The organism is Variovorax sp. S12S4 (genome assembly GCF_023195515.1).
Lineage (GTDB): Bacteria > Pseudomonadota > Gammaproteobacteria > Burkholderiales > Burkholderiaceae_C > Variovorax.
The window spans coordinates 5,012,753-5,035,087 of sequence record NZ_JALPKR020000002.1 but is presented as its reverse complement, the minus strand read 5'-3'; the positions used below and the strand labels follow the sequence as shown (position 1 = coordinate 5,035,087).

General features: G+C 64.6%; 17 protein-coding genes and 1 pseudogene. 13 read left to right on the top strand and 5 right to left on the bottom strand.

What is annotated here, in order from left to right:
• Position 1: 1 nt before the first annotated feature.
• Positions 2-931, bottom strand: a complete 930-nt coding sequence (locus M0765_RS24670; RefSeq protein WP_126745910.1) for an SPFH domain-containing protein — start codon at positions 929-931, stop codon at positions 2-4.
• 26 nt (positions 932-957) lie between these two features.
• Positions 958-1,383, bottom strand: a complete 426-nt coding sequence (locus M0765_RS24665; RefSeq protein WP_258506498.1) for an NfeD family protein — start codon at positions 1,381-1,383, stop codon at positions 958-960.
• Positions 1,384-1,491: 108 nt separating this feature from the next.
• Between M0765_RS24665 and M0765_RS24660 the strand changes: the two genes are divergently transcribed.
• The gene (locus M0765_RS24660) at positions 1,492-3,795 is read left to right on the top strand and encodes an arginine/lysine/ornithine decarboxylase (RefSeq protein WP_258506496.1); all 2,304 of its coding nucleotides are present in this window, start codon (positions 1,492-1,494) and stop codon (positions 3,793-3,795) included.
• Between the two features lie 42 nt (positions 3,796-3,837).
• On the opposite strand, the gene M0765_RS24655 is transcribed toward M0765_RS24660, so the two are convergent.
• Both M0765_RS24655 and fabI read right to left on the bottom strand, forming a co-directional pair.
• Positions 3,838-4,602 (bottom strand): DNA ligase, encoded by a 765-nt coding sequence (locus M0765_RS24655; protein ID WP_446751573.1) that lies wholly within the window; start codon positions 4,600-4,602, stop codon positions 3,838-3,840.
• Between the two features lie 140 nt (positions 4,603-4,742).
• Positions 4,743-5,525 carry an enoyl-ACP reductase FabI gene (gene fabI / locus M0765_RS24650; RefSeq protein WP_157613990.1) on the bottom strand — a complete coding sequence of 261 codons (783 nt, stop codon included), beginning with the start codon at positions 5,523-5,525 and terminating at the stop codon, positions 4,743-4,745.
• Between the two features lie 37 nt (positions 5,526-5,562).
• On the opposite strand from fabI, the gene M0765_RS24645 reads away from it, so the two are divergent.
• The 12 genes and pseudogenes from M0765_RS24645 (at position 5,563) to M0765_RS24590 (ending at position 21,813) form a co-directional block, all read left to right on the top strand.
• Positions 5,563-7,374 carry an extracellular solute-binding protein gene (locus tag M0765_RS24645; RefSeq protein ID WP_258506493.1) on the top strand — a complete coding sequence of 604 codons (1,812 nt, stop codon included), beginning with the start codon at positions 5,563-5,565 and terminating at the stop codon, positions 7,372-7,374.
• A gap of 18 nt (positions 7,375-7,392) precedes the next feature.
• Entirely contained in the window at positions 7,393-8,430 is a 1,038-nt protein-coding gene (locus M0765_RS24640) for a microcin C ABC transporter permease YejB (protein ID WP_126745904.1), read from the top strand.
• A gap of 7 nt (positions 8,431-8,437) precedes the next feature.
• Positions 8,438-9,517 carry an ABC transporter permease gene (locus M0765_RS24635; RefSeq protein ID WP_258506491.1) on the top strand — a complete coding sequence of 360 codons (1,080 nt, stop codon included), beginning with the start codon at positions 8,438-8,440 and terminating at the stop codon, positions 9,515-9,517.
• A complete protein-coding gene (locus M0765_RS24630; protein ID WP_258506490.1) occupies positions 9,514-11,145 on the top strand; it encodes an ABC transporter ATP-binding protein in 1,632 nt (543 codons plus the stop codon). The genes M0765_RS24635 and M0765_RS24630 overlap by 4 nt, the downstream gene beginning before the upstream one ends.
• 18 nt (positions 11,146-11,163) lie before the next feature.
• On the top strand, positions 11,164-12,363 hold the full coding sequence (locus M0765_RS24625) for a YbfB/YjiJ family MFS transporter (RefSeq protein ID WP_258506484.1): 1,200 nt from the start codon (positions 11,164-11,166) through the stop codon (positions 12,361-12,363).
• A gap of 181 nt (positions 12,364-12,544) precedes the next feature.
• On the top strand, positions 12,545-13,183 hold the full coding sequence (gene rimP / locus M0765_RS24620) for a ribosome maturation factor RimP (protein ID WP_258506478.1): 639 nt from the start codon (positions 12,545-12,547) through the stop codon (positions 13,181-13,183).
• Positions 13,184-13,200: 17 nt separating this feature from the next.
• Positions 13,201-14,685: a transcription termination factor NusA gene (gene nusA, locus M0765_RS24615; protein ID WP_126745899.1), complete on the top strand. Its 1,485-nt coding sequence runs from the start codon at positions 13,201-13,203 to the stop codon at positions 14,683-14,685.
• A 24-nt stretch (positions 14,686-14,709) separates the two neighbouring features.
• Positions 14,710-17,665: pseudogene (gene infB / locus M0765_RS24610) on the top strand (translation initiation factor IF-2).
• 24 nt (positions 17,666-17,689) lie between these two features.
• Positions 17,690-18,061 (top strand): 30S ribosome-binding factor RbfA, encoded by a 372-nt coding sequence (gene rbfA, locus M0765_RS24605; protein ID WP_126745896.1) that lies wholly within the window; start codon positions 17,690-17,692, stop codon positions 18,059-18,061.
• A gap of 2 nt (positions 18,062-18,063) precedes the next feature.
• Positions 18,064-19,020, top strand: coding sequence for a tRNA pseudouridine(55) synthase TruB (gene truB / locus M0765_RS24600; protein ID WP_258506474.1), 957 nt, complete (start codon positions 18,064-18,066; stop codon positions 19,018-19,020).
• On the top strand, positions 19,017-20,852 hold the full coding sequence (gene typA / locus M0765_RS24595) for a translational GTPase TypA (protein ID WP_258506473.1): 1,836 nt from the start codon (positions 19,017-19,019) through the stop codon (positions 20,850-20,852). The genes truB and typA overlap by 4 nt, the downstream gene beginning before the upstream one ends.
• 31 nt (positions 20,853-20,883) lie before the next feature.
• The gene (locus M0765_RS24590; RefSeq protein ID WP_258506471.1) at positions 20,884-21,813 is read left to right on the top strand and encodes a DMT family transporter; all 930 of its coding nucleotides are present in this window, start codon (positions 20,884-20,886) and stop codon (positions 21,811-21,813) included.
• Between the two features lie 68 nt (positions 21,814-21,881).
• Here the strand turns inward: M0765_RS24590 and M0765_RS24585 are convergent, their stop codons facing one another.
• A complete protein-coding gene (locus M0765_RS24585; protein ID WP_126745893.1) occupies positions 21,882-22,277 on the bottom strand; it encodes a COG4315 family predicted lipoprotein in 396 nt (131 codons plus the stop codon).
• Between the last annotated feature and the right edge of the window lie 58 nt (positions 22,278-22,335).

Genomic DNA, 22,335 nt, shown 5'->3' with positions numbered 1-22,335 from the left:
CTCAGGCCGGATTTTGCGGTTTGCCGGCCTGGACCATGCGCATGGCCGAGGCGATGAGCGCCGCCGTTTCGCTCATGTTGCTCGGCACGATCAGCGTGGTCTTGGAATCGGCCGCCACCTTGCCGTAGGCATCGACGGCGCGCTCGGCCACCTTGAGCTGCACGGCCTGTTCACCGCCCGGCTGGCGAATGGCCGCAGCCACGCGCTCGATGGCGTCAGCCGTGGCGGTGGCCACCGCCGTGATCGCGGCCGCCTCGCCCTGGGCGTTGTTGATCTGGGCCTGCTTTTCGCCCTCGGAGCGGGCAATGAAAGCCTCGCGTTCGCCGGTGGCGATGTTGATCTGCTCCTGCCGGCGGCCCTCGGAGGCGGCGATGAGGGCGCGCTTGCCGCGTTCGGCGGTGATCTGCGCCTGCATGGCCAGCAGAATTTCCTTGGGCGGCGTCAGGTCCTTGATTTCGTAGCGCAGCACCTTCACGCCCCAGTTGAGCGCCGCCTCGTCGATCGCCGCAACCACTTGCGCATTGATGACGTCGCGTTCCTCGAAGGTCTTGTCGAGCTCGAGCTTGCCGATCACGCTGCGCAGAGACGTTTGGGCCAGCTGCGTCACGGCCACGATGTAGTTCGACGAGCCATAGCTCGCGCGCATCGGGTCGGTCACCTGGAAGTACAGGATGCCGTCGACCTGCAGCTGGGTGTTGTCCCGCGTGATGCAGATCTGGCTGGGCACGTCGAGCGGAATTTCCTTCAGGCTGTGCTTGTAGGCGACCCGGTCGATGAAAGGGATCAGGAAGTTGGGGCCGGGCGTCATGGTGCCATGGTACTTGCCCAGGCGCTCGCGCACCCATGCGTTCTGCTGCGGCACGAACTTGACCGACTGGCTGATGAAGATGATCGCAATGACCAGGATGATGATGGGAACCGAAAATTCCATGATGTTTCTCCTCTTGAATTCTGTGTTTAGGTCTTTTCGACCACGAGGCGGCTGCCGATGACTTCGACCACGCGGTGCTCTCCGGCCGACGGGACGCGGCCCGCGCGCTGCACCACCGTCCACTGGGCGCCACGATAGCGCACGGTGGCGGTGCCCTCGGGGCTCCATGCCTCCACGTGGATGATTTCGCCGATGTCCATGTTGACGTCGCGATTTGCCTCGGTGGGCGGGGCGGCCGGCCGCCTGCGCTGCACGGCGTACCAGACCAGCACCGCGCCCACGCCGACCACGGCCGCCACGACCAACTGCGTGACGGTGCCCATGCCCAGGTGCGCGGCAATGGCTGCGGCTGCAAAGCCGGTGGCCAGCAGCAACAGGTAGACCGTACCCGAGAGCAATTCGAGCACGATCGCGGCTCCCGCTATCAGCCACCAGATGGTGGAATTCGCCATGTCTTCTCCTCTTTGATGGACGCTCGACATTCTGAGTCAAAAGCTCACGCAATCCTTCATCCGAATTCCGTACACTTCGCGCCTCATTGCCTGTCCGGAGCCCTGCTCATGAAATTTCGCTTCCCCATCGTCATCATCGACGAGGACTTCCGCTCCGAAAACACCTCGGGCCTCGGTATTCGCGCGCTTGCGCAGGCCTTCGAAAGCGAGGGCTTCGAGGTGCTGGGCGTCACGAGCTATGGTGACCTGAGCCAGTTTGCCCAGCAGCAAAGCCGTGCCAGCGCGTTCATCCTGTCGATCGACGACGAGGAATTCACCGTGGGTCCCGACCTGGACCCGGCCGTGCTCAGCCTGCGGAACTTCATTGGCGAGGTGCGGCGCAAGAACGCCGATGTGCCGATCTATATTTACGGCGAAACCAAGACTTCGCGCCATATTCCGAATGACATCTTGCGCGAGCTGCACGGCTTCATCCACATGTTCGAGGACACGCCGGAGTTCGTGGCGCGCCACATCATCCGCGAGGCCAAGAGCTACCTCGAAGGCGTGCAGCCGCCGTTCTTCAAGGCGCTGATCGACTACGCCGAAGACGGTTCGTACTCGTGGCACTGCCCGGGCCACTCGGGCGGCGTGGCGTTCCTGAAGAGCCCGGTGGGGCAGATGTTCCACCAGTTCTTCGGCGAGAACATGCTGCGCGCCGACGTCTGCAACGCGGTGGAAGAACTCGGCCAGCTGCTAGACCACACCGGCCCGGTGGCGGCCAGCGAGCGCAATGCGGCGCGCATCTTCAACGCCGACCATTGCTTCTTCGTGACCAATGGCACCAGCACCAGCAACAAGATGGTGTGGCACCACACGGTGGCGCCGGACGACGTGGTGGTGGTCGACCGCAACTGCCACAAATCGATCCTGCACGCGATCATCATGACCGGCGCGATTCCGGTGTTCATGAAGCCCACGCGCAACCACTTCGGCATCATCGGCCCCATTCCGAAGAGCGAGTTCGAGCAGAGCGCCATCAAGGCCAAGATCAAGGCCAACCCGCTGCTCGCCGACGTGGACCCGAACAAGGTCAAGCCGCGCGTGATGACGCTCACCCAGTCGACCTACGACGGCGTGATCTACAACACCGAGACCATCAAGAACATGCTCGACGGCTACGTCGACACGCTGCACTTCGACGAGGCGTGGCTGCCGCATGCGGCTTTCCACCCGTTCTATGGCGCCTACCACGCCATGGGCAAGCGCCGCGTGCGCCCGAAGGAATCGCTGGTGTTTGCCACCCAGTCGACCCACAAGCTCTTGGCCGGCATCAGCCAGGCCAGCCACGTGCTGGTGCAAGACTCGCAGAACCGTGCGCTCGACCGCGACCTGTTCAACGAGGCCTATCTCATGCACTCGTCGACCAGCCCGCAGTACGCGATCATCGCAAGCTGCGACGTGGCCGCCGCCATGATGGAGCCGCCCGGCGGCACCGCGCTGGTGGAAGAGAGCATTCTCGAGGCGCTCGATTTCCGCCGCGCCATGCGCAAGGTGGAAGAAGAGTTCGGCAAGGACGAATGGTGGTTCAAGGTCTGGGGCCCCGAAAAGCTCGTCGACGAAGGCATCGGCCGCGCCGAAGACTGGATCATGACGGGCGAGAAGAACGGCAAGCCGAGCAAGAGCAAGAAGTCGCCGCGCAACTGGCACGGCTTTGGCGAGCTGGCCGATGGCTTCAACATGCTCGACCCGATCAAGTCGACCATCGTGACGCCCGGGCTGGACCTCGAGGGCAACTTTGCCGAAACGGGCATTCCCGCGAGCGTGGTGACCAAGTTCCTTGCCGAGCACGGCGTGATCGTGGAGAAGACCGGGCTCTACAGCTTCTTCATCATGTTCACCATCGGCATCACCAAGGGCCGCTGGAACACGTTGCTCACTGCCCTGCAGCAGTTCAAGGACGATTACGCGCGCAACCAGCCGATGTGGCGCATCCTGCCCGAGTTCTGCCAGCAGCACCCCGGCTACGAGCGCCTGGGCCTGCGCGACCTGTGCCAGCACATCCATCAGCTGTACGCGCGCTACGACGTGGCGCGCCTCACGACCGAGATGTACCTGAGCGACCTGACGCCGGCCATGAAGCCCAGCGACGCCTTTGCCCACATTGCGCACCGCAAGACCGAGCGCGTGGAAATCGACGAACTCGAAGGCCGTATCACCACCAGCCTGATCACGCCGTACCCGCCGGGCATTCCGCTGCTCATTCCGGGCGAAGTGTTCAACAAGAAGATCGTCGACTACCTCAAGTTTTCGCGCGAGTTCAACCTGCAGTGCCCGGGCTTCGAAACCGACATCCACGGCTTGGTGGCGCGCATCGACGAAACCGGCAAGAAGCGCTATTACGCGGACTGCGTGGCCGCGCCGAAGAAATAACAAAGAGCCGAGGAAGCGCGCGGCACGCTCGGCCTGCCGCGTTCAAGAGGGCAGGTCGATCCGCACCCGCATGAAACGGGCGAACCTCGGCAGGCCGCTGGCGTTCATGCCATTGAAGCGGTAGGTCACCCAGCTGCCGACCGCGGGCGGATTGTCGCGCTCGGCATCGGTCAGGCCGGTGCCGAGCTTGAAGCGCTTGCCTTCGGGCGTTTCGACCAGCAGCGCACCCAGCCGCCCGCCGTGCCTGCCTTTGCCCGGCACATGACCCACCACGCGGGCATCCGCGTCTTCATGGGGTTTTACCTTGAGCAGGTCGTTGTTGCGTTCCGCGCGATAGAGCGATCCGCCCCGATGCAGCATGAGGCCTTCGCCGCCCATCTTCACCGTCTTGTCGAGCAGTGCCTGCAGGTCCGCATGCGTGGTGGCCCGCTCTTGCGGCACGGCCACGATCCAAGGGGCATCGGTGATCGGCAGCAGCTTGCGCAGCGCCGCCAGCCGCGCGGTGAAATCACCGCCCTGGCTCGGCAGGTCGAACACCATGAAGCGCATGCTGTGCCAGGCGCCGTCGTTGGGCGTCTGGCTGCGCGCGGTAGAAACGGCGTGCGCAAACTGGCCCCGGCCGGCCCACAACTCGCCGTCGAGCGGCTGCTTGGGCAGCGGCGCGGTAAACCAGGCGGGTGCCGCCACCGGCTCGCCGCCGCGCGTCCAGAGCCGCTTGCCGTCCCAGTAGCCGCGCACCCCGTCGTACTTTTCGCTGACCCAATAGTCGGCCAGCGACATGCCGGGGCGATAGACCTCGGCCAGCATCAGCGCTGGGGCGGCGGGCGCGCCGCGGCCGCATTGGCCGCCAGCGCGCCGATCCCGGCGAGCAAGAGGGAACGTCGGGTTAGCAAGAAGTCGTTGCCAATCGATGAAGGAATGTTCTGTCGAAGCCGGGAGCCAGTCCCTTATTCGGCCATTCCCGCCACGACGTTGCTGAAGCCGCCATCCACGTAGGTGATTTCGGCCGTGACGCCGCTGGCCAGGTCGCTCAGCAGAAAGGCGGCCACGTTGCCGACTTCTTCGATCGTCACGTTGCGGCGGATCGGCGAGGCGTCTGCCACGGCGGACAGCATCTTGCCGAAGCCCTTGATGCCGCTGGCCGCCAGCGTCTTGATCGGGCCGGCGCTGATGCCGTTGACCCGCATGCCCTTGGGGCCGAGCGACGCCGCGGTGTAGCGCACCGAAGCTTCGAGCGAGGCCTTGGCCAGGCCCATGGTGTTGTAGTTGGGCAGCGCGCGTTCGGCGCCCAGGTAGGTCAGCGTCAGCAGCGCCGACTTGTCGTTCAGGTAGGGCAGGGCTGCCTTGGCCATGGCCGGGAAGCTGTAGGCGCTGATGTCGTGCGCAATCTTGAAGCCCTCGCGCGAGAGCCCTTCGAGAAAGTCGCCCGCGATGGCTTCGCGCGGTGCAAAGCCGATGCTGTGCACGAAACCGTCGAACTTGGGCCAGGTCTGCGCCAGATCGGCAAAGAGCTTGTCGATCTGCGCGTCGTCGCCCACATCGCAGTCAAAAATCAGCTTGGAGTCGAAATCGGCGGCGAATTCGGTGATACGGTCCTTGAACCGCTCGCCGACATAGCTGAAGGCGAGCTCGGCGCCTTGTTCGTGGCAGGCCTTGGCGATGCCGTAGGCAATGGAGCGATTGCTCAACACGCCGGTGATCAACAGTTTTTTGCCGGAAAGAAAGCCCATGAAGTTGCCTCGTGAAAATCTTGGGCAGAATTCTCGCATGCGGTTTACCTGGGCTTGGTTATTGACGTTGTGCGCGGTTCCCGCATGGGGGGCGCACGGATATGCACTTTGGGACGACCTGAAATACGCGCCCGGCTTCCAGTCGTTCGACTACGTCAACCCCGATGCACCCAAGGGCGGCGAGCTCCGGCTCGTGAGCAACCAGCGCTATTCGACCTTCGACAAGTACAACCCCTTCACCATCAAGGGCGCGCCGCCGGCCTACCTGGACGGCCTGCTGTTCGACTCGCTGCTGACCGGATCGATGGACGAAACCGCCTCGGGCTACGGCCTGCTGGCCGAAGACGTCGCGGTTGCGCCGGACCGCCTCAGCGTCACGTTCCGGCTGCGTCCGGAGGCCCGCTTCCACAACGGCATGCCCGTGGAAGCCGCCGATGTGAAGCACAGCTACGACACGTTGATCGGCCCCTTCACCTCGCCCGGATACAAGACCATGTTGCAGGAGGTGGAGGGCGCCGACGTGCTGGACGCCCGCACGATCCGCTTCCGCTTCAAGACGCCAAACCGCGAATTGCCGTTGATCGTGGGCGGACTGCCGGTCTTCAGTCGTGCCTGGGGCATGGAGAACGGCAAGGCCAAGCCTTTCGACCAGGTGGTGATGGACATTCCGATCGGCAGCGGGGCCTACAAGATCGGGCCCGTTCGCTTCGGCAAGGACATCACCTATGTGCGCGACCCCAACTACTGGGGGCGCAATCTGGCGGTGAACCGCGGCGCGCAGAACTTCGACCGCATCACCATCAAGATCTACAAGGACAACACGGCCCGCCTCGAGGCGTTGAAGGCCGGGGAGTTCGACATGATGAGCTTCTATTCGGCGGGTGACTGGGCGCGCCGCGTCACGGGCAAGCGCTTCGACTCCGGTGAGCTCATCAAGCGGGAGTTTCCGCACAAGAAGCCTTCCGGGTTCCAGAGCTTCGTGCTGAACAGCCGCCGCGACAAGCTGAGCGACCCGCGCGTGCGCGAGGCGCTGGGCCTGGCGCTGGACTATGAGTGGATGAACCGCCAGATGTTCTACAACGGCTATCCACGCGTGAAGGATCTGTTCGGCAACACCGACTGCGAAGCCCAAGGCTTGCCCTCCGCCGAAGAGAAGGCGCTGCTCGAGCCCTGGCGAGGCAAGATCCCGGAGGCGAGCTTCGGCCCGATGTATGCCCCGCCCACCACCGAAGGCGCCGGGCAGTCGCTGCGCAACAACCTTCGGCGCGCCCGCGACCTGCTGAAAGCCGCCGGCTGGGAATACCGGGACGGCGCACTGCGCAATGCGAAGGGCGAGGCGATGACGCTGGAATACCTTGACAGCAAGGAAGGCGGCGTGCGCACGGTGTCGCCCTGGATGCGCAACCTCGAAAAGCTCGGCATCTCGCTGAACTTCGCGCCGGTCGACTTCGCGCTCTACCAGGAGCGTCTCGACCGGTTCGAGTTCGACGTCACCACCATCAACTTTCCAGGCACCAACAACCCGGGCCAGCAGCTTCTCGAGATCTTCGGCAGCAAGGCCGCCAAGACGGAGAGTTCGGGCAACTACATGGGCGTGTCCACGCCCGCGGTCGACGCGCTGCTGAAGAAAATCGTGGAAGCCGACAGCAAGGCCGAACTATTGCCCGCGTGCCGCGCACTGGACCGGGTGGTCATGCACAGCCACTACCTGATTCCGCAATGGACGCTGACGTCGCACCGCGTCGCCTACGACGACCGCCGGCTGGCGTTCAAGGCCCCGATGCCGCCGTATGCCGGTGCCGAAGCCTGGGTCATGGGAACCTGGTGGGCCAAGCCGCAGAAACAATAGAAGAGAAGGAAACGAACCGTGCTCTCCTATGTACTCAAGCGGCTGTTGCTGTTCATTCCCACGCTGCTGGGCGTTTTGCTCGTCACTTTCCTGGTGATCCAGTTCGTGCCCGGAGGGCCGGTAGAGCAATACCTGGCCGAGGCAAAAACCGCGGGCGCCGGTGGTGGTGGCGGTTTCGAATCGGGCGGCGGTTCCTACCGGGGCAACCAGGGCGTCGACCCGAAACGGCTTGAACAGATCAAGGCGCTCTACGGCTTCGACAAGCCGCCGCATGAGCGCCTCTGGCAGATGCTTGGCCAGTTCGCGCGCTTCGATCTCGGCAGGAGCTTCTTCCAGAACAAGGATGTGTGGACGCTGATTCTGGAGAAGCTGCCGGTGTCGATCAGCCTGGGCCTATGGACGTTCTTCATCAGCTACGGTGTTGCGGTGCCGCTGGGCGTCGCCAAGGCGGTCAGGGCGGGGACGCGGTTCGACCTGATCAGCACGCTCATCGTGCTCATCGGCTATGCCATTCCGGGCTTTGTGCTCGGGGTGGCGCTGCTGGTCATTTTTGGCGGGCAGCTTCAGTGGTTTCCATTGCGAGGATTGACCTCGTCGAACTGGGATGAACTGAGTTGGGGCGCACGCATCGTCGACTACCTCTGGCACATCACGCTGCCTGTCACCGCCATGGTGCTCGGCAGCTTTGCGGTAACGGCCATGCTCACCAAGAACGCCTTTCTCGAAGAAATCCGCAAGCAATACGTTCTCACCGCCCGCGCCAAGGGGCTGGGTGAGCGGCAGGTGCTGTGGAAGCATGTGTTCCGCAATGCGCTCATCCCGATCATCACCGGCTTGCCGTCGGCCTTCATCGGCGCATTCTTCGCGGGCTCGCTGCTCATCGAGACCCTGTTCTCTCTCGACGGGCTGGGCCTGCTTGGCTATGAGAGCGTGATACGGCGCGACTACCCGGTGGTGCTTGGCACCCTGTACCTTTTCACGCTGATCGGCCTGGTGACCAAGCTGATTTCCGATCTCTGTTATGTCTGGGTGGACCCGCGTGTCAAATTCGACTGAAAGCGCGATGTCCGTCGCGGTGCCGGCTGGCCAGAATGCCAAGGCGGTACCCACTAGCACGGCGCATGTTTCTCCCAGCCGCCGTGCGTGGATACGCTTCAAGCGCAACCGCCTTGGCTACTGGAGCCTGGTGATCTTCACCGCGATGGTGGTGCTGAGCCTGTTTGCCGAAGTGCTGTCTACCGACAAGCCGCTGGTTCTGCGCTATGAGGGCCGCACCTATTTCCCGGTGCTGCGCGACTACTCCGAGAAAACATTCGGCGGCGATTTCGAGACGCCGGCCGACTACCTCGATCCCTTCATTCGCGAGCGCATCACGCAAGGCGGTAACTGGGCGATCTACGCGCCCAATCCCTACGGCCCCAAAACACTCAACTACTTCGCCAAGGCGCCAAGTCCGGCGGCTCCCACGGGCGACAACTTCTTTGGCACGGATGACCGCGGGCGCGACCTCCTGGCACAGCTGATCTACGGTTTTCGCGTGAGCGTGCTGTTCGGGCTGGCGCTCACTGCCATCGGCACAGTGCTTGGCGTGATCGCAGGCGCGGTGCAGGGCTATTTTGCCGGCAAGGTCGACCTGGCGTTCCAGCGCTTCATCGAGATATGGAGTTCGATGCCCGAGCTGTATCTGCTGATCATCTTCAGCGCGATCTTCGCGCCCAGCGTTGCGTTGCTGCTGATCCTGCTCAGCCTGTTCGGGTGGATGGGCCTGGCGGACTACGTGCGCGCCGAGTTCCTGCGCAACCGGCAGATGGACTATGTGCGCGCCGCCCGCGCCCTGGGCGTCGGCAACCTGCAGATCATGTGGCGCCACATCCTGCCCAACAGCATGGTGCCGGTAGTCACCTTCCTGCCGTTTCGCATGAGCGCGGCCATCCTGGCGTTGACCTCGCTCGACTTCCTTGGCCTGGGTGTGCCGCCGGGCACGCCGTCGCTCGGCGAGCTGCTGAGCCAGGGCAAGGCCAACATCGATGCCTGGTGGATTTCGCTTTCCACTTTCGGGGTGCTGGTCGTCACGCTGATGCTGCTGACGTTCATGGGCGATGCACTGCGAGATGCGCTCGATCCACGAAAGGCCGACAAATGAGCGAAATGCCCCATCAGCCGCTGCTCGACGTAAAGGGCCTGCGCGTCGCCTTCGGTGGCAAGAGCGTGGTGCACGGCGTCGACCTTCGCATCGCCGCGGGCGAAAAGCTCGCGCTTGTCGGCGAATCGGGCTCGGGCAAGACTGTCACGGCCCTGTCGCTGCTGCGGCTGGCGCAGAACGCCGAAGTGACCGGCTCCGCCAAATTGTTCGACGCGCGAAGCGGCTCGAATGCGCGCGATCTGCTGTCGATTCCGGAGCGTGAACTGCGCGGCATCCGCGGCAAGGAGATCGCGATGATCTTCCAGGAGCCGATGACGGCGCTCAATGCGCTCTACAGTGTGGGCGACCAGATTGCCGAGGTGCTGGAACTTCACGAAGGGCTTTCCGCGCGGGAAGCGCAGGCGGCTGCCGTCCGGTTGCTTGCCGACACCGGAATTCCTGAGCCGGAACGCCGGGCGAGGTCGTTTCCGCACCAGCTTTCGGGCGGCCAGCGCCAGCGCGCCATGATTGCGATGGCGCTAGCCTGCAAGCCGCGCCTGCTGCTGGCGGACGAACCGACCACTGCGCTCGACGTCACAGTGCGCGCGCAAATCCTCGACCTGCTTGCCGACCTTCAGCGCAAGCACGGCATGGCCGTGCTGTTGATCACGCACGACCTCAACCTGGTGCGCCGGTTTGCCGACCGCGTCGCGGTGATGGAAAACGGCCACATCGTCGAGCATGGCGCTGTCGGCACCGTGTTCGAAGCGCCGCAGCATGCCTACACGCGCAAGCTGATCGACAGCCATCCGGAGCGCGACGTCTCCGCGGTGGCCCTAGGCGCGGGTGCGAAGCCGGTGCTGGAGGCCACAGGCCTGCGGGTGAGCTATCCGGTGTCCAGGCCGGGCATCGCGGGCTGGTTCCGCAAGGGTGAATTCATCGCGGTGGAGAACGCCGATTTCCGCATAGCGCCCGGCGAAACGCTGGGCGTGGTCGGCGAATCCGGTTCGGGCAAGTCCACGCTGGCGCTGGCCGCGCTCGGGCTGTTGAAGTACCGCGGCGCGCTGAAGGTGGACGGCAAGGGGTGGGCGGTCGACCGCGCGTCCGACCTGGCCCTGCGCCGGGTCATGCAGGTGGTTTTCCAGGACCCGTTTTCTTCGCTCTCTCCCCGCATGACGGTCGAGCAGATCGTAGGGGAGGGGTTGCGCGTGCACGCACCCGAACTGGGCACGGTGCAGCGGCGGGCGCGAGCTCTTGCAGCATTGGCCGACGTGGGGCTGAGCGAGGCGCAGTTTCCGTCGCTGCTCGACCGCTATCCGCACGAGTTTTCGGGCGGGCAGCGACAGCGGCTCGCAATTGCGCGCGCATTGATCGTCGATCCGCAACTGCTGGTGCTCGACGAGCCCACCAGTGCGCTCGACGTCACGATCCAGAAGCAGGTGCTGGGATTGCTCCAGCGCCTGCAGCGCGAGCGTGGCCTGAGCTATTTGCTCATCACGCACGACGTCGAGGTGATCCGCGCCATGGCGCACCAGGTCATCGTGATGAAGGACGGCGCCATCCTCGAAACCGGCCCGGTCGAGCGCGTGCTCGATACACCCGAGCACCCCTATACAAAGAAACTGGTGGCCGCCGCGCTGCTGGAATAACAACGGAACTGAAGAAAGATGTCGGGAGTCGGACAAAACCGGCGCGGTGCCTGGCGCGCGGCGCTGGCCTGCATGGTCACTTTGGCTGTGGCCATGGGCCTGGGGCGTTTCGCCTTCACGCCCATGCTGCCGATCATGCTGCACGAGGGAAAGCTGCAGCTCGAGGCCGGAGGCGTGCTGGCTTCACTCAATTACCTGGGGTACTTCTTGGGAGCAGTCAGCTGCGCGGCCATCGGCATCAAGGCCAAGAGCATGGTGCGCGGCGGGCTGGCCGCCACGACGGTGCTGCTGATCGGCATGGGCGTGCTCCACAGCTTTACCAGTTGGGGCATCTTGCGCACGGCGGCGGGGGTGATGAGCGCCTGGGTCTTCGTTTTCGCGTCCGGGTGGGGCTTGCGGCGCTTGGCCGAAACCAATTCGCCGGCATTGGCCGGCGTGATCTACACGGGCCCCGGTATCGGCATTGCCATGACCGGCCTGCTCGGCGGCGCCCTGGGGCGCTGGGGCTCGGAAGCCGGGTGGATCGGCCTCGGCCTGCTCGCGGTGGTGCTGGTGGCGCTGATCTGGCGGATATTTGATGACGGCGACCTGCCCGCCGCCAGCGGTTCCACGGCGGCACCTCCGGCTGCAGCCGGGCCGGCTGCTTCGGCGTCGGCGCGCAGCGACGCGATCTGGCTGGTTGCGCTGTATGGCCTGGCCGGCTTCGGCTACATCATCACCGCGACGTTCCTTCCGGTGATCGCCCGCCAGGCCCTGCCGGGTTCGCCCTGGCCCGACTTCTTCTGGCCGCTGTTCGGGCTGGCCATCATTCCAGGCGCGCTGATCGGCGCCCGCGCGCCCGTCCACTGGGACAACCGTTTGCTGCTGGCCGTGGCCTATGCGCTCCAGGCGCTGGGCGTGGTGCTGTCGGTCGCATGGCCGACGATCACGGGCTTTGCCCTTGGGAGCCTGCTGCTCGGCATGCCGTTCACGGCCATCACGCTTTTTGCCATGCGAGATGCCCGCCGCTTGCGGGGAAATGCCGCGGCCGGGCTGATCGGCTTCGCGACGGCTTCCTATGGGGTCGGGCAGATCATCGGGCCGCTGTTTGCGGCGCCGCTGGCCCAGCGGACCGGGTCTTTCCAGCTGCCGCTGCTGGTGGCGGCCGCCGCGCTGGCGCTTGGTTCCGTGCTGTTTGCGCTGGTCTGGTTCAGATCCCGGCGCCGGCAGGCGTTTTGAGCCGCTCCAGCCACTTCATTTATCACAGGAATAGCATATAATTCGAGGCTCACGACCAAACGGGCGGGTACCAACCGCCCGTTTTTTTTGGTCTATGCATTTTCAATGCGTGCATCCGTGGCGGGCGGGTGGCGCGTACAAGCATTTCGCACAGGCATTTTTACAAGGCGTTTTCGAACACGTGGCATTGCAGCAGATTGTGGAACAAACCGTAGCCGGACTCGGCTACGACCTGGTCGAGATCGAACGGTCGGCCGGGGGATTGCTGCGCGTGACGATTGATTTGCCCTGGACGGCCCCCACATCGGAAGCTGTGGCTGCCGGTATTCCCGAGCCTTTCGTGACCGTCGAAGATTGCGAAAAGGTCACGCGGCAGCTGCAATTTGCGCTCGAGGTCGATGGTGTCGATTACAAGCGGCTCGAGGTTTCCTCGCCGGGTATTGACCGTCCGCTGCGCAATGAGCAGGATTTCGAACGTTTCGTGGGCGAGATCATCGACATCACGCTCAAGGCGCCGATGGGTGCCGCGGCGGCGGGGCAGGTGTCTGCTACCCGCAAGAAGTTTCGCGGCACGCTGGAGCGCGTGGAAGGGGCCAACGGAGCCCCGGGCTGGCAAATCGTCTGGAGCGATGCGCCCGAGCCCAAGCCGGGTCAAAAAGTGAGCAAGAAGCGCGCGCCTGCAACGTTGCATGCGCTCGGCTTCGTGCTGGACGAGCTGCGCGATGCGCGGCTTGCGCCAATTGTGGATTTCAAGGGCCGCAAGGCCAAAACCCAACCGGGTTTTTCGGATATTGACGACGGAACGAATGTTCCGGACTGACTAGAGGAGTGGGTGGCATGAATCGCGAAATGTTGATGTTGGTGGATGCGATCTCGCGCGAGAAGAACGTCGAGCGCGACGTGGTTTTCGGCGCAGTCGAGTCCGCACTGGCGCAGGCCACCAAGAAGCTCCACCAGGGCGACGTGGACATCCGCGTCTCGGTCGACCGCGACAGCGGCGACTATGAAACCTTCCGCCGCTGGCACGTCGTTCCGGACGAGGCCGGCCTGCAGCTGCCCGATCAGGAAATCCTCCTGTTCGAAGCCCGGGAAGAAATGCCCGACATCGAGGTCGACGAATACATCGAGGAAGCGGTTGAATCCGTGCCCATCGGCCGTATCGGTGCCATGGCGGCCAAGCAGGTCATCCTGCAGAAGATCCGCGACGCCGAACGCGAGATGCTGCTCAACGACTTCATGTCGCGCGGCGACAAGATTTTCGTGGGCACCGTCAAGCGCCTGGACAAGGGCGACATCATCGTGGAGGCCGGCCGCGTCGAAGGGCGCCTGCGCCGCAGCGAGATGATCTCCAAGGAAAACCTGCGCAACGGCGACCGCGTGCGGGCCATGATCATGGAGGTCGACCTGACACTGCGCGGCGCGCCGATCATCCTGTCGCGCTCGGCACCCGAGTTCATGATCGAGCTGTTCCGCCAGGAAGTGCCCGAAATCGAACAAGGCCTGCTCGAAATCAAGAGCTGCGCCCGCGACCCGGGTTCGCGCGCCAAGATCGCCGTGCTGTCGCATGACAAGCGTGTCGACCCCATCGGCACCTGCGTCGGCGTGCGCGGCACGCGTGTCAACGCCGTCACCAACGAGCTCGCCGGCGAGCGCGTCGACATCGTGCTGTGGAGCGAAGACCCGGCGCAATTCGTGATCGGCGCCCTGGCTCCGGCCAACGTATCGTCGATCGTGGTCGACGAGGAAAAGCACGCCATGGACGTGGTGGTCGACGAGGAAAACCTCGCCATCGCCATCGGCCGCGGCGGCCAGAACGTGCGCCTGGCTTCCGACCTGACCGGCTGGAAGATCAACATCATGGACGCCAACGAGTCTGCGCAGAAGCAGGCCGTCGAAACCGATGCCAGCCGCAAGCTCTTCATGGAAAAGCTCGACGTCGACGAGGAAATCGCCGACATCCTGATCTCCGAAGGCTTCAACAGCCTCGAGGAAGTGGCCTATGTGCCGATCTCCGAAATGCTGGAGATTGAAGCTTTTGACGAAGACACCATCAACGAGCTGCGCACGCGCGCCAAGGATGCGCTGTTGACCATGGAAATCGCCAAGGAAGAGGGCGTCGAGACCGTCTCGCAGAATCTGCGCGACCTCGAAGGCCTCGACCCCGAGCTGATTCCCAAGCTGGCCGAGGCGGGTGTGCACACCCGCGACGACCTCGCCGACCTCGCGGTCGATGAACTCACCGAGATCACCGGCCACAGCGCCGATGACGCCAAAGCCCTCATCTTGAAAGCCCGCGAACATTGGTTCGCCGGCCAAGAGTGATGGTCATGGAGGCACGAAACCAATATGTCCAGTACCACTGTCGCCGAGTTCGCGAACGAGCTCAAGAAGACTCCCGAAACCTTGCTTGACCAGCTCAAGAGCGCAGGCGTGCCCAAAGCGGCACCCACCGATGCACTCACCGAGGCTGACAAGCAGCGCCTGCTCGGCTTTCTCAAAGCCAGCCACGGCACCGCCGAGCCCGAGCGCAAGAAGATCACGCTGACGAAAAAGTCGACCAGCGAGATCAAGCAGGCCGACGCCACCGGCCGCGCCCGCACCATCCAGGTCGAAGTGCGCAAGAAGCGCACCTTCATCCAGCGTGACGACGGCCACCCGGCCGTGCCTGAAGCGCAACCCGTGGCCGAAGCGCCCGCCGCGGCACCCGCCGCACCCCGCATCGACGAGGCCGAACTGGCCCGCCGCGAGGAAGAGGCGCGCCGCCAGGCCGAGCTGATCCGCCGCCAGGAAGAAGAGCTGGCCGAGAAGCGCCGCCTGCGCGAAGAAGCCGAAGCCCGCGAACGCGAACAGGCAGAAAAGGCCGAGCGCGCCGAACAGGCCGAGCAGGAAGCCGCCCGCGTCGCCGCCGAGAAAAAGGCTGCTGCCGAAGCCGCCGCCGCGCCCGCGAAGGAAGCGGCCAAGCCGGTGGCAGCACCTGCGGCCGCCGCAGCCGCTGCCGCGGAGCAGCAAGCCGCAGACACCAAGCTGGCCGCCCAGACCGCCGCCACGCAAGCCAAAGGAAGACGCGAAGGCCAAGGCCGCCGCTGAATCGAAGGCCCGTGCCGACGAGGAAGCCGCTCGCGCCAAGGACCTCGACGAGCGTCGCCGCAAGGCACTCGCCGAAGCCGAAGCCATTCGCGCCATGATGAACGCACCGGCCCGCGTGCTGGTGCCGCACAAGGCGCCCGAGAAGCCGCAGCCCGAAAAGGCCGCGGTCAAGGGCACGCTGCACAAGCCGGCCGCGCCCGCGGCTCGCCCCGGTGCGCCCGCCGCAGCCGGCGCTCCCGCTGCGCCTGGCGCCGCCGGTGCCGGCAAGGAAGTCAAGTCGGCCAAGCTCTCGTCGAGCTGGGCTGGCGATCCTGCCAAGAAGAAGGAAATCAAAACCCGCGGCGATGCCAGCGGTGGTGTCGGCCGCGGCAACTGGCGCGGAGGCCCGCGTGGCCGCCGTGGCAGCAATGACCGTGGAGGCCACGAAGAGCATGTGCAGGCCGCACCGGTCGAGGCGCGCATTCTTGAAGTGCACGTGCCTGAAACCATCACGGTGGCCGAGCTCGCGCACAAGATGGCCGTCAAGGCGCAGGAAGTCATCAAGCAGCTCATGAAGCTGGGCCAGATGGCGACCATCAACCAGTCGCTCGACCAGGACACCGCCATGATCCTGGTGGAGGAAATGGGCCACAACGCGGTGGTTGCCGCGCTGGACGACCCGGAAGCCTTCACCGACGAGGACGTGGGCGCGCAAACCGCCGAAGCGCTGCCGCGCGCACCGGTCGTGACCGTCATGGGCCACGTCGACCACGGCAAGACCTCGCTGCTGGACTACATCCGCCGTGCCAAGGTGGCCGCGGGCGAAGCCGGCGGCATTACCCAGCACATTGGTGCGTACCACGTGCAAACCGAGCGCGGCATGGTGTCGTTCCTCGACACCCCGGGTCACGAGGCCTTCACGGCCATGCGTGCCCGCGGTGCGCAGGCCACCGACATCGTCATCCTGGTGGTGGCGGCCGACGACGGCGTCATGCCGCAGACCAAGGAAGCCATCAAGCACGCGAAAGCTGCCGGTGTGCCGATCGTGGTTGCCATCAACAAGATCGACAAGCCCGACGCCAGCCCGGACCGCGTGAAGCAGGAACTGGTGGCCGAAGAAGTCGTGCCTGAAGAGTACGGCGGCGACGTGCCGTTCGTGCCGGTGTCCGCCAAGACGGGCCAGGGCATCGACGACCTGCTCGAACAGGTGCTGCTGCAGGCCGAAGTGCTGGAACTCAAGGCGCCGGTGGATGCCGCCGCCAAGGGCCTGGTCATCGAAGCCCAGCTTGACAAGGGCCGCGGCCCGGTCGCAACTGTGCTGGTTCAGTCCGGCACGCTCAAAACCGGCGACGTGGTGCTGGCCGGCTCGACCTATGGCCGCGTGCGCGCCATGCTCGACGAAGACGGCCGGACCATCAAGACCGCGGGTCCGTCGATCCCGGTCGAGATCCAGGGCCTGACCGAAGTGCCGCAAGCGGGCGACGAGTTCATGGTAATGAGCGACGAGCGCCGTGCGCGCGAAATTGCCACCTACCGTGCCGGCAAGTTCCGCAACACCAAGCTGGCGAAGGCCCAGGCCGCGAACCTGCAGAACATGTTCACCGACCTTTCGGCCGGCGAAGTGCAGACGCTGCGCATCATCATCAAGGCCGACGTTCAGGGTTCGCAGGAAGCGTTGGCCCAGTCGCTGCTCAAGCTGGCGAACGAAGAAGTCAAGGTGCAGATCGTGTACGCCGGCGTCGGCGGCATCAGCGAAAGCGACATCAACCTCGCCATCGCCTCCAAGGCCATCGTGATCGGCTTCAATGTGCGTGCCGATGCCGGTGCGCGCAAGCTGGCCGAAGGCAATGGCGTGCAGCTGAACTACTACAGCATCATTTATGACGCTGTGGACGAGATCAAGGTTGCGATGTCGGGCATGCTGGCACCGGAGCGCCGCGAGGAAATCATCGGCTCGGCCGAGATCCGCACGGTGTTCGTGGCCTCGAAGATCGGTACGGTCGCGGGTTCGTACATCACCTCGGGTTCGGTCAACCGCAGCGCGCATTTCCGCCTGCTGCGCGACAACGTGGTGATCTACACCGGCGAAGTCGACTCGATCAAGCGCATGAAGGACGATGTTCGCGAAGTCCGCGAAGGCTTCGAGTGCGGTATCAAGCTCAAGAACTACAACGACATCAAAGAGGGCGATCAGCTCGAGTTCTTTGAAATCAAGGAAATCGCCCGTACGCTGTAACAAGCGTTCGACGCGAGAGAGTCCATGCCGAAAAGAAAAGCCGCCGCCCCCAACCGCGCGTTCAAGGTTGCCGATCAGATCCAGCGCGATCTGACGGAGCTGATCGCGCGCGAGTTGAAGGATCCGCGCGTGGGCATGGTCACGATCCAGGCGGTCGAGGTCACGCCCGACTATGCGCATGCGAAGGTGTTCTTCAGCGTGCTCACAGGCGACGTGGACGAAACCACCGAAGCGCTGAACCAGGCCGCGGGGTTCCTCCGCAATGGCCTGTTCAAGCGCCTGCACATCCACACCGTGCCAACGCTGCACTTCCTGTTCGACCGCACCACCGAGCGTGCGGCCGACATGAATGCGCTCATTGCGCAGGCCGTCGCTTCGCGTTCGAAAGACGACTAGCCATGAACGCGCCACGCACAAGGGTGCAGCGGCGCCCTGTGCATGGGGTGTTGTTGCTCGACAAGCCGCTGGGACTTTCCAGCAACCAGGCCCTGCAGAAGGCCAAGTGGTTGCTGCGCGCCGAAAAAGCGGGCCATACCGGCACGCTCGATCCACTCGCGACCGGTGTGCTGCCCCTGTGCTTTGGCGCAGCCACCAAGTTCAGCCAGTTGCACCTCGACGCAGACAAGACCTACGTGGCCACAGCCCGCCTTGGCGTGAAGACCGCCACCGCGGACGCCGAGGGCGAGGTCATCGCCGAGCGCCCGGTGCACGTCACGCCTGAAGACCTGGCCCGTGTCGAGGCGCAGTTCACCGGCCCGATCCGCCAGGTTCCGCCGATGCACAGCGCGCTCAAGAAAGACGGCAAGGCGCTGTACGAATACGCGCGCGAAGGCATTGAAATAGAGCGTGCGCCACGCGACGTGGTCATTCATCGGCTGAGCATCACGCGAACGGACGAAACCGCCCTGCGGATCGTTGCCTCGGTGAGCAAGGGCACCTACATTCGCACCCTGGGTGAAGACATCGGCGAAGCCCTGGGTTGCGGCGCGCACCTGACCTCGCTGCGCCGCACTGCAACCGGCGGCTTCGGCGAGGCGCAGTGCGTCACGCTCGAGGCGCTCGAGGCCATGGGCGAGGAAGAGCGCCTGGCACAACTCCTGCCTGCCGAATCCCTGGTGGACGGCCACAGCCGCGTCATGCTCGGCAACGAAGATGCGGCACGTTTTCTCTCGGGCCTGCGCCGCCGCGGCAGCTGGGCCGATGCCGACGAGGTGGCGGTGTTCGGCATCGAACCGCCGGCCTTCCTGGGAACGGCCCACATCACGGCCAACGAATTGATTCCGGGGCGCTTGCTGAACCCCATCGAAATCCAGCAAATTCTTTTGAACGCACAACAGACCGAAGCGACACCATGAGTACCAAGCAAATCCGCAATATCGCCATCATTGCCCACGTGGACCATGGCAAGACCACGATGGTCGACCAGCTGCTGCGCCAGTCGGGCACCTTTGCCGAGCACGAGAAAGTGGTCGACACAGTGATGGACAACAACGCCATCGAAAAAGAACGTGGCATCACCATCCTGGCCAAGAACTGCGCCGTGACCTGGGAAGGCACGCACATCAACATCGTCGACACCCCCGGCCACGCGGACTTCGGCGGTGAAGTGGAGCGCGCGCTGTCCATGGTCGACGGCGTGGTGCTGCTGATCGACGCACAAGAAGGCCCGATGCCCCAGACCCGCTTCGTGACCAAGAAGGCGCTGGCCCTCGGCCTCAAGCCGATCCTGGTCGTGAACAAGGTCGACAAGCCGGGCGCCAACCCCGACAAGGTGGTCAACGCCGCCTTCGACCTGTTCGACAAGCTCGGCGCGACCGACGAACAGCTCGACTTCCCCGTGGTCTACGCCTCGGGCATCAACGGCTGGTCGTCGCTGGAAGAGGGCGCTCCTGGTGAACAGTGGGGCCCCGACATGTCGGCCCTGTTCAACACCATCCTGAAGCACGTTCCGTCGCAAAAGGGTGACCCGGACGCGCCGCTGCAGCTGCAGATCTCCGCCCTCGACTTCTCGACCTTCGTCGGCCGCATCGGCGTGGGCCGCATCAGCCAGGGCACGCTCCGGCCCATGACCGACGTGCTGGTCATGGAAGGTCCGGACGGCAAGACCGTCAAGGGCCGCGTCAACCAGGTGCTGACTTTCCAAGGCCTGGACCGCGTGCAATCGACTGAAGCCGGCCCCGGCGAAATCGTGCTGATCAACGGCATCGCCGACATCGGCATCGGCGTCACCGTGACCGACAAGGACAAGCCCGCGCCGCTGCCCATGCTCAAGGTCGACGAGCCGACCCTGACCATGAACTTCTGCGTGAACACCAGCCCGCTGGCCGGACGCGAAGGCAAGTTCGTCACCAGCCGACAGATCTGGGACCGCCTGCAGAAGGAACTGCAGCACAACGTTGCGCTGCGCGTGAACGAAACCGACGAAGAAGGTATTTTCGAAGTGATGGGCCGCGGTGAACTGCACCTGACCATCCTCTTGGAAAACATGCGCCGCGAAGGCTACGAAATGGCCGTGTCGAAGCCGCGCGTGGTGTTCCGCACCGTGAACGGCGAGAAGCACGAGCCCATCGAGCTGGTCACGGCCGACATCGAAGAGCAGCACCAGGGCGGCGTGATGCAGGCACTGGGCGAGCGCAAGGGCGAACTGGTCAACATGGAACCGGACGGCCGCGGCCGTGTTCGCCTCGAGTACCGCATTCCGGCGCGCGGCCTGATCGGCTTCACGAATGAGTTCCTGAACCTGACGCGCGGCTCGGGCCTCATCAGCAACATCTTCGACAGCTACGAACCGCACAAGGGTGACATCGGCAGCCGCAAGAACGGCGTGCTGATCTCGATGGACGACGGTGAAATCTTCACCTACGCCCTGGGCAAGCTGGACGACCGCGGCCGCATGTTCGTGAAGGCCAACGATCCGGTGTACGAAGGCATGATCGTCGGCATCCACAGCCGCGACAACGACCTCGTGGTGAACGCCACGCGTACGAAGCAGCTGACCAACTTCCGCGTGAGCGGCAAGGAAGATGCGATCAAGATCACGCCCCCGATCGACCTCACGCTGGAATACGGCGTCGAGTTCATCGAGGACGACGAACTGGTCGAAATCACGCCCAAGAGCGTGCGCCTGCGCAAGCGTTTCCTGAAGGAAAGCGACCGCAAGCGCGCCAGTCGCGAAACGGCGAGCTGATCGCCGGCACCGACACCGACACCGACCACCGATGCTGCGCCTGACGCACGGAGGGGCCGTGTGGATGATGGTCGCCGTGACCCTGATGTGGGCCACGGCGGGCGTTGTCACGCGGCACCTTGCGCAGGCGCACAGTTTCGAGATCACCTTCTGGCGCAGCCTCTTCACGCTGCTTGCGCTGCTGGTGATCTTGCCGCTTTGGCGGGGCCGGGCGGTGTTTTCGCAGATACGGCGCGGCGGCCGCGCGCTGTGGATTTCAGGCGTCTGCTGGACGGTGATGTTCACCGCCTTCATGGTGGCGCTCACGCTGGCTTCCACTGCCAGCGTGCTGGTGACCATGGCACTTGGGCCGTTGTTCACGGCGTTGGCCGCGCGCATCTTCATCGGCCACCGGCTGCCCGTTCGAACCTGGCTCGCCATTGTGGTGGCCGGGCTCGGCATTGCGTGGATGTACGGCACGCAGCTGGTGCAGGGCGGGGCGGCGGCGGGCGGATCGCTGCTTGGAACCCTGGTGGCGCTTTGCGTGCCATTGGCCGGCGCCACCAACTGGACGGTGGTTCAGCATGCGCATGCCAAGGGGCAAGACATCGACCTGGTTCCCGCGGTGCTCATCGGCGCGGCGCTCAGCGCGCTGTTCACGCTGCCCTTTGCGCTGCCTTTTCAGGCGAACGCGCACGACCTCGGCCTGCTTGCCTTCCTGGGCGTGTTCCAGCTGGCAATTCCGTGCGTGCTTTCGGTGCTTTGCGCGCGGGTGCTGAAGGCGCCTGAGGTCGCCTTGCTCGCGTTGCTCGAGGTGATCTTCGGCATTGCGCTGGCGTGGCTCGGTGCCGGCGAGACGCCCGCGCCCAGTGTGCTGACCGGTGGCGCGCTGGTCATTGGCGCACTGGTGTTCAACGAGCTGCTCGCATTGCGCGGACGGCGCACCACGGCGGCAGACAGCGTGCTGCCCAGCGCGCACTAGGCGGACCGAAACAAGAAAAAAGGCCCCGACTTTCGCCGGGGCCTTTTGCATTCAGCGGATGGCCGGCCTCAGGGGCGGGCAACCTTCCAGGCGCCGTTCAGGACGCCGTCACCGGTCTTGTCGCCCGGCTTGCTGTCCTTCGTCCAGTAGTAGAGCGGAGAACCCTTGTAGGCCCACTGCCTCTTGCCGTCTTCACGCACGATGATGGTGTAGCCGCCCATGGGCTTGGCGGTTTCGGCCACGGGGAGCGGCGGCCAGTTGGCGGCGCACTGGGCGTTGCAGGCGGAGGTGCCGGCGCCGGGAGTATCGCGGGCGAAGGTGTAGAGCGTCATGCCGTTCGGTCCGACGAGCACGCCGTCGGCGGTGCGAGTGGGGGTGTCGGGTGCGCTGGCGGTCTTGTTGGACATGCCACCGCAGCCGGCGAGCAATGCCGCCGCGAGGATCGAGGCGCTGAGCAATTTCATGCAGTTTCTCCTTCAGTTGAAAAATCGCGAACACAAGCCAGTTGGATGCGCGAGCCGG